The sequence below is a fragment of the Leptolyngbya cf. ectocarpi LEGE 11479 genome, assembly GCF_015207065.1.
In the GTDB taxonomy this organism is placed as follows: domain Bacteria; phylum Cyanobacteriota; class Cyanobacteriia; order Phormidesmidales; family Phormidesmidaceae; genus Leptothoe; species Leptothoe ectocarpi.
This window is the reverse complement of the sequence record NZ_JADEXP010000338.1, coordinates 1-6,967: the sequence shown is the minus strand read 5'-3', so window position 1 is coordinate 6,967 and position 6,967 is coordinate 1. Positions and strand designations below refer to the sequence as shown.

The window sequence follows — 6,967 nt, the reverse complement described above, 5'->3', positions numbered from 1 at the left end:
GTCCCGTAGATGGACGTGTTGTGGGTCCGGCTATGATGGCATTAGTGCAGGTATGGGTAGCGAAGTTGCCTGGTGACGGTATGACTAAATTTTTGCTAGTGCTGATTCCGGCGTTTTTAGTGGTTGCGATCGCAATTCTATCGGTACAAAATGCCACCCCTGTCTCGCTCCGGTTTCTAGCCTTTCGTTCTGTAGAACTTCCCTTTGGTCTCTGGTTAGGTTTTGGCTTAGCCGCTGGGATGGTGGGCATGGCCAGTTTGCTGACCCTGTCCGGAGCTAGTCGACGTTAAGGAGAGGCTGACTAGCAGCTCCGTTGGCTGAGCGAAGTCGAAGCCAACGGAGCTAGTGGGACGATTATGTCATGACTGGATCTAAGTAAAAATCGCACCTCCCATGAGTTTTTCGTAGCGACGGTTGAGTTCTTTTTTAATCAAAGGCCACAGCTCGAGACTGGGATCCTCGTGGAGCAGCTCCTCTGCCGCTGTCCGCGCCAGTTCTAAAACCTCCTGGTCATTGACTAAGCTCGCTAGCGCAAAGTCGGGCAGTCCGGACTGACGGGTGCCCAGGACTTCTCCGGGACCGCGAAAGCGCAGATCCATTTCAGCAATAAAAAAGCCATCCTGGGACTGTTCTAAGACCCGGAGCCGCTGCAGCGCTGGTTCACTTTTGGTGCTGCTCATTAAGAGGCAATAGGACTGATCGGCCCCGCGACCCACACGACCTCTGAGCTGGTGCAGCTGCGATAGACCAAAGCGTTCGGCATGTTCGATCAGCATAACGCTGGCATTGGGAACGTCCACACCGACCTCTACCACGGTGGTGGAGACCAGAATTTGGGTGTGGCGATTGCGGAATGCAGTAATGGCAGCGTCCTTGTCGGCAGAGCTAAGACGGCCATGGAGCAGACCCACGTTAAATTCAGGAAAGACGACGTCGCTCAGGCGCTGATGTTCTTCAATGGCAGAACGTAGGTCTAGTTTTTCAGATTCGTCCACTAGGGGGAGCACGATATAAACCTGGCGGCCCTGGGCGATTTCGCGACGGATCAGGTCGTAGGCGTGGTTGCGATCGCGCCCTCCCAGCAGCGTTGTTTGAATCGGTTTACGGCCTGGGGGCAGCTCATCAATCTGGCTGACATCGAGATCCCCATGCAGGGTGAGGGCCAGTGTGCGGGGTATGGGGGTGGCGGTGAGGGTGAGCACGTGGGGCTGATCGCCCTTGCGTTGTAGCTTGGCGCGCTGAGCGACGCCAAATCGGTGCTGCTCATCAATAGTGACTAACCCCAACCGGTCAAACCTGACCGGGTCTTCGATCAGGGCGTGGGTGCCCACCAGCACGGGCAGTTCTCCCGTAGCCAGCTGGGTGTGAATCTCGCGGCGCTTGGCAGTTTTGGTTGAGCCTGTCAGCAGCTCTACGGGCAAATGCAGTAGGTTAAACCAGCCCACCAGTTTGCGGTAGTGCTGCTCTGCCAAGACTTCGGTGGGGGCCATTAGGGCCGCCTGATACCCAGCCTGGATCGCTGCCAGAATGGCGACGACCGCCACAACGGTTTTACCTGACCCCACATCCCCCTGGACCAATCGGTTCATCGGTGTGGACTGCTGCAAATCCACTAAAATTTCTTGCACCACTCGACCTTGGGCAGCGGTCAGTTGAAAGGGCAGCACATCATAGAACTGGTCGATCAGTGCTCCTGTTGGGGCCATATGAATTTGGGTTTGGGCCTGCTGCTGTTTTCGACGTGACAATAGACCCAGTTGCAAGTAGAAAAACTCATCAAACACCAGCCGCCGCCGGGCAACTGCTAGGGCTTCACTGTCCGGTGGAAAGTGAATATGGGCAATGGCAACTGGCAGCTGAATCAGGCCATGCTGGTTGCGCAGGTCGGTGGGAAATGGGTCACGAATTTCTATAGCAGCGGGTAGAGCTGCGACTACAGCTTTGCGCACCAATGTGGCAGGCACCCCCTCGGTTAGGGGGTATACCGGCACAACTCGGCCCACCGTGTCTGAGTTAATGGCTTCTTGGGCATCCCCCAGTACCTCTAGGTCCGGATCGTCCAGTGTGATGCCATACTTCCCTTTTTTGACCAGACCGGATGCGGCCACTGTAGACCCAGCTGGGTATAAGCGTTTTTGGCGTTCTTGCCAGCCCCGGTTACGAAACCGGGCACCTGCAAAAAAACGACTGATTTTTAGGGTGCCAGTACCGTCGTAAAGGCCGAGTTCAAAAATACTGAGTTTGGCATTACGGGGGCTATTGAAGCAGTTGCATCGACGTACGGTACCAACAATCGTGACCGTATCCCCTGCCTTGAGATCGCGAATTTTGACCTGACGGGCATAGTCTAGATGGTCACGGGGGTAGTAATACAGGACATCCCGCACCGTGTACAACCCCAGTTTTGCCAGGCGTTCGCTATTCTTGGGACCCATCCCTTTCAGGTACGTCAGGGCCTGATCCAGCGGGTGGCCAGACTTAGGTAATGTGGGAACCTTTGCCGCTATGGCCTGCGTTTTTGGCCGTTGGTTCTGGCTATGCTGACTACTATTGCGGCCAGACTGCCCAACGGTTTCAGCTACTTTAGGGCGAGTATTTTGACGGCTCTGTTGCAAAAATCGGCGGGTGTCGGCCACCAGATGCTGCCGTTGGGCAAAACTCAGGGCGCTGTATTTATCAAAGTCGTCCGATAAGGTCCGCCAGCGGTCCTGGTCGATGGGCGTTAGACCGCTGGGAATATGGCGCAAACTGTCTCGCAGAAACTCGCTAAATCGTTTTTGGTGTCCCTGCAGGTCATTAAACCCGGTTTCGGCTTCGACACTCAGGGCTTTTTGCAGACGGATCCAGTCGGGCTCGGCCATTAGTCGTTGGTCCAGCTTGCTCTCCAGGCATCTTCGGCTTGTGCGATCGCAAGCTGTCGCTCCGCATCCTTATAGGCATGTCCCACCCGTTTAAGGTGGGACATTTTCTTCCGAATGCGGTTTCGCCATATAGCAACATTAGTCTCAGCAAACTCAATTTCTGAGAGCCGCAAATGAATCACGACAAAATTAGGCAAAGATTCTAACTGGAGTAATCGGGGCATAGTAACATCCCCTTTAGGCGGGGCGCTTTGGTCGTCACTATCCGACCCGTCAATTTTTTTTGCAGAGGAGCCTGCAGAGATGTCTTCCCTAGCGATAATAGCGGCTGAAAGCTCTGTTTCATCTGGCCATTGGTCAGAATCAGTATCGTCTTGACCGGTGAAGTCGTCGCTTTTCTCGAAACTATCTTTTTCAGGGTCTGGCAGGATTTTGATAGATAATCTGACCAAATTTGGGGTTTTCATCGGAGTGTGGCCCAGACGTTCTGATTCTGATGCCGCATTTAGCAGAGCCGTCGGCAGTTCTGGCATCACATCAGCCTTTTGCAAAATATTATTTGCCTTTTCCGATACCGCCTTAAGCACATCCCGAATAGCCTTTTCAATTAAAATTTGTCGCCTCATCAGCTGGGCCGGCAGCATGGGACCATTATCAGCTGGCTCATCGCCCGTTGGCTTCACGTCTAGAGGCTCACTACCGATGAGCGTATGAATTTCGGCCAGAAATTTTTCTTGGGAGTGTTCTGACGATACGTCTTCTTGCGCCGAATCCTGGCCTTTGCCATCATCAGAGCTGCTGTTGTCTGCATCGGGATCAAGGGGGCCTTGCTGTGGACTCGCATTTGCTAAGTCAGGCTGATCTCTAAGCGCCGCCGCCTCCAGGAAGAGCTGTCTAATAACCGCTAGACCATCTTCCTCCGCTGGTTGTAAACTCAATCGCTTAGCCGTTTCCCACTTTTCATGCAGCTGAGGCTGGATACGGTTACCCAAGTCGCGAAGATGCTGTTGCAATCGATTGCGCTGGGATAGACTCAGACCCAAAAACTTCTCAGGATAAATCTGGGTGCAAACATGATAAGCCGCCAGCACCAATTGCCGCTTGCTAGCCTGACTCAAAACTTGTAAGTAGCTGTCGACTAGGGTTTCCAGCTCGGTGGCAATATCAGCAGTTTGCGTTTGAAGTTTAGAAAGCTGCTGTTCAATATGACCACTCGCGTTAACCATTAGCGCAGATGTGAGACAGAAAAAGTACATCAAACGCAGCACTAAACAGTGCTACGAACCCCAGTATAGAGCTTATGGAAGGTCCTGAGGCCTGAGGGCATGGGCGGAAGCTGGCTACTAGACATTTCAGGCATTGTTCAGAGATGCCCTCCACTCTCAGCTGTGGTAATCAAAAACTAGATTAAAGTAGGTACCGTAATGGACCTACCTTAATCTAATACAGAGCTACTTTAGAAAAAGTGTCACTGTCCGAGCAGGACTACTTCTTTTTCTTTTTGCTTTTCTTCTTTGCTGCCTTGGGCGCGGCGGTCTCCGCTGGCTTTTCCGCTTTCTCTGCTTTAGGGGCTTCCGGTTCAGCGGGCTTTTCCGCTGTCTTTTTCCCCGTTTGAGCCGCTACTTCTTCAGCAAAGTTTTCTTCTTTTTTCTCAATGCCCTCACCCAGCGTAAAGCGAGAAAATCGGCGAATCTGAATATTTTCACCCAAGGTGGCAACTGTTTGCTTAATCAGCTCTTCAATGGTGATATTTTGATCCTTGATAAAGGGCTGATCCATTAGAGACAGCTCTTTAAGACGCTTATCAATGCGCCCATCTACGATCTTGGCTCGAATATTTTCAGGTTTTTTGGCAAGATCCTCACGACCCATTTCGATCTCTCGCTCACGGGCAATGGATTCTTCAGGAATTTCAGCTGTTCTGACGACCTCAACATTGGGACAAGCCGCAATTTGCATAGCAATGTCACGTGCCAATGTCTTGAACTCGTCTCGGCGAGCAACAAAGTCGGTTTCGCAGTTTATCTCTACTAGAACACCCACGCGACCACCGGTATGGATGTAGCTTGCTACGAGTCCTTCTGCAGCTACGCGGCCTTCTTTTTTCGCTGCTGAGGTAATGCCTTTCTGGCGTAGCCATTCGACAGCCTTCTGCTGGTCGCCATCCGATTCCTGGAGGGCTTTTTTACAATCCATCATGCCTGCGCCAGTAGCATCGCGCAGTTCCTTTACTTGCTTTGCAGAAATGCCTGCCATTATCTCCTCCTGTACTAAATTTGGTTGACTGTGCTTTGCTTCGCGAGATGTATGATTCCTCGCGTTTACCAGCCTTAGGGCCTCTGCTGATACCAAGGCTGAAGTATTTAGCAGCCGATACCCATGACGGGCTCAGCTGCACAAATGCGGCATAAACATTAAAGGTTCGTGCTACTCGCTTTCTGCCACAGGGGTGGCATCGGCGGTTACAGGTACTGCTTCCTCGGTGGCAGGTGCTTCCTCGGTGGCAGGTGCTTCCTCAGTGGCGGCGGGTGCTTCCTCAGTGGCGGTTACTACCGCGTCATCACTACTGGCAGCAGGTGTATCTCCAGCAGCAGGAACAGCCGCCTCACCATAATCATAATCTTCTTCGGCACTTGGATAATCGGCATAGATGTCGTCTCCACTACCCTCGTCCTGTAGGGCCTGCCCATGGGAGCCTTCATAGATTGCATTAGCCAAGCTACCTAAGATCAGCTTGATCGAACGAATTGCATCGTCATTACCTGGAATAGGAATGTCTACAACGTCGGGATCGCAGTTGGTGTCTAGGAGCGAAACGAGGGGAATACCAAGCTTTTGACACTCTTGAACGGCATTGTATTCACGCTTGATATCAACCATGATGACTACATCTGGTAGACGACGCATCAGCTTAATACCGCCCAGATACTTCTGCAGTTTCTCTAGTTCGCGGCGGAGAACAGCGGCTTCTTTTTTGGGCCGTAAAGCTAGCGCACCAGTCTCTTGCATGCGTTCTAGCTCTTTAAGACGCTCTACGCGAGTCTTAATGGTAGACCAGTTGGTTAGCATCCCTCCCAGCCAACGCTGGTTGATGTAATAGGAACCGCAGCGGCTGGCTTCTTCAGCGACGATACCAGCGGCCTGACGCTTGGTGCCCACAAACAAAAACTTTTGACCTTTCTCAGCAGAACTACGAACAAATGAATAGGCATTGTCGAGCAGCTGCGCGGTCTGTACCAGGTCAATAATATGTACACCGTTACGCGCGGTGAAAATATACTGATCCATCTTGGGGTTCCAACGACGGGTCTGGTGACCAAAGTGAACCCCCGACTCAAGCAATTGAGCCAATGTTACAACAGGCATTTAATTTTCTCCTTCCGGGTTAAACCTCCACCTGGTGTGCATTTGAGCTATAAAAGTGCAGCTGTAGGCTACCTATATATCGCTAAAACACCCGAAATACCCAAGTGTGTGAATTATTGAGAGCTAAACTAGGGTAACACAGGACGTGTCTGGGCTTCTTTCGTAGTATTCAGTCGTTTTCGCTTGCCATACCTTTGTCTGCCATCTCTTTAATCTGCTATGGGAGGTTGCAATTTTGGGTAGGCTGTGGATGATTGTACGTGTGCCTGTCTTTAGGGGCACAGGCGTGTGTTCCTGATGTTTCCCGTCGTTAATTGAAGACTCTTGGTGCTTTATGACTGATCCACAACGCCCTGCTTCCATGCCGTCTGCACCACCGCCACCGCCTAAACGAGCGGCACCACCGCCACCGCCGGGAATGGTGCGCTCAGGCGGCGCTCGCGCGGCAGCCCCGCCGCCCATGCCAAAATCTGCTACTGGCGTAAGAGTTGGAGGCGGTCTGACGCTTGAGCGGATCGTTCGTGAGGCCTTTGATAAGGGATTTTCTGATGTTCACCTCGGTGTAGGGGAGGTTCCTCGCTTTCGTAATCGCGGGGAAATTGAAACGACAGACTATCCAGCAACGGACGAGGCTACTTTCTACGGTTGGTTGTCTGAGGTGCTCAAGCCTGATCAAATCCAAGACTTTAAGCAGACCATGGATTTTGATGGGGCGGCACACTTCGATTTTACCCGTGTGC

The 6,967-nt window shown here is 52.2% G+C and carries 5 protein-coding genes and 1 pseudogene; 2 read left to right on the top strand and 4 right to left on the bottom strand.

Going from position 1 to position 6,967, the window contains the following annotated elements; all coding sequences use genetic code 11:
* Positions 1-290 (top strand): hypothetical protein (locus IQ260_RS24960; RefSeq protein WP_228016412.1); only part of this gene is annotated, 290 nt, incomplete at its 5' end.
* 81 nt (positions 291-371) lie between these two features.
* Here IQ260_RS24960 and recG read toward each other — a convergent pair.
* The 4 genes from recG to rpsB form a co-directional block, all read right to left on the bottom strand.
* Positions 372-2,861 carry an ATP-dependent DNA helicase RecG gene (recG, locus tag IQ260_RS24955; protein ID WP_193995787.1) on the bottom strand — a complete coding sequence of 830 codons (2,490 nt, stop codon included), beginning with the start codon at positions 2,859-2,861 and terminating at the stop codon, positions 372-374.
* Positions 2,861-4,087, bottom strand: a complete 1,227-nt coding sequence (locus IQ260_RS24950; protein ID WP_193995786.1) for a hypothetical protein — start codon at positions 4,085-4,087, stop codon at positions 2,861-2,863. Before IQ260_RS24950 ends, recG begins: the two co-directional genes overlap by 1 nt.
* 259 nt (positions 4,088-4,346) lie before the next feature.
* Positions 4,347-5,117 (bottom strand): translation elongation factor Ts, encoded by a 771-nt coding sequence (tsf, locus tag IQ260_RS24945; RefSeq protein ID WP_193995785.1) that lies wholly within the window; start codon positions 5,115-5,117, stop codon positions 4,347-4,349.
* Positions 5,118-5,288: 171 nt separating this feature from the next.
* Complete coding sequence (gene rpsB / locus IQ260_RS24940) at positions 5,289-6,227, bottom strand: 30S ribosomal protein S2 (RefSeq protein ID WP_193995784.1); 939 nt, start codon at positions 6,225-6,227, stop codon at positions 5,289-5,291.
* A 334-nt stretch (positions 6,228-6,561) separates the two neighbouring features.
* Here rpsB and IQ260_RS24935 point away from each other — a divergent pair.
* A pseudogene (locus IQ260_RS24935) lies at positions 6,562-6,967 on the top strand (type IV pili twitching motility protein PilT); the annotation flags it as partial.

Excerpts from the sequence above, each read along its gene's own strand:
- rpsB (WP_193995784.1), bottom strand. The coding sequence starts at position 6,227 with ATGCCTGTTGTAACATTGGCTCAATTGCTTGAGTCGGGGGTTCACTTT.
- IQ260_RS24950 (WP_193995786.1), bottom strand. The coding sequence starts at position 4,087 with ATGGTTAACGCGAGTGGTCATATTGAACAGCAGCTTTCTAAACTTCAA.
- tsf (WP_193995785.1), bottom strand. The coding sequence starts at position 5,117 with ATGGCAGGCATTTCTGCAAAGCAAGTAAAGGAACTGCGCGATGCTACT.
- recG (WP_193995787.1), bottom strand. The coding sequence starts at position 2,861 with ATGGCCGAGCCCGACTGGATCCGTCTGCAAAAAGCCCTGAGTGTCGAA.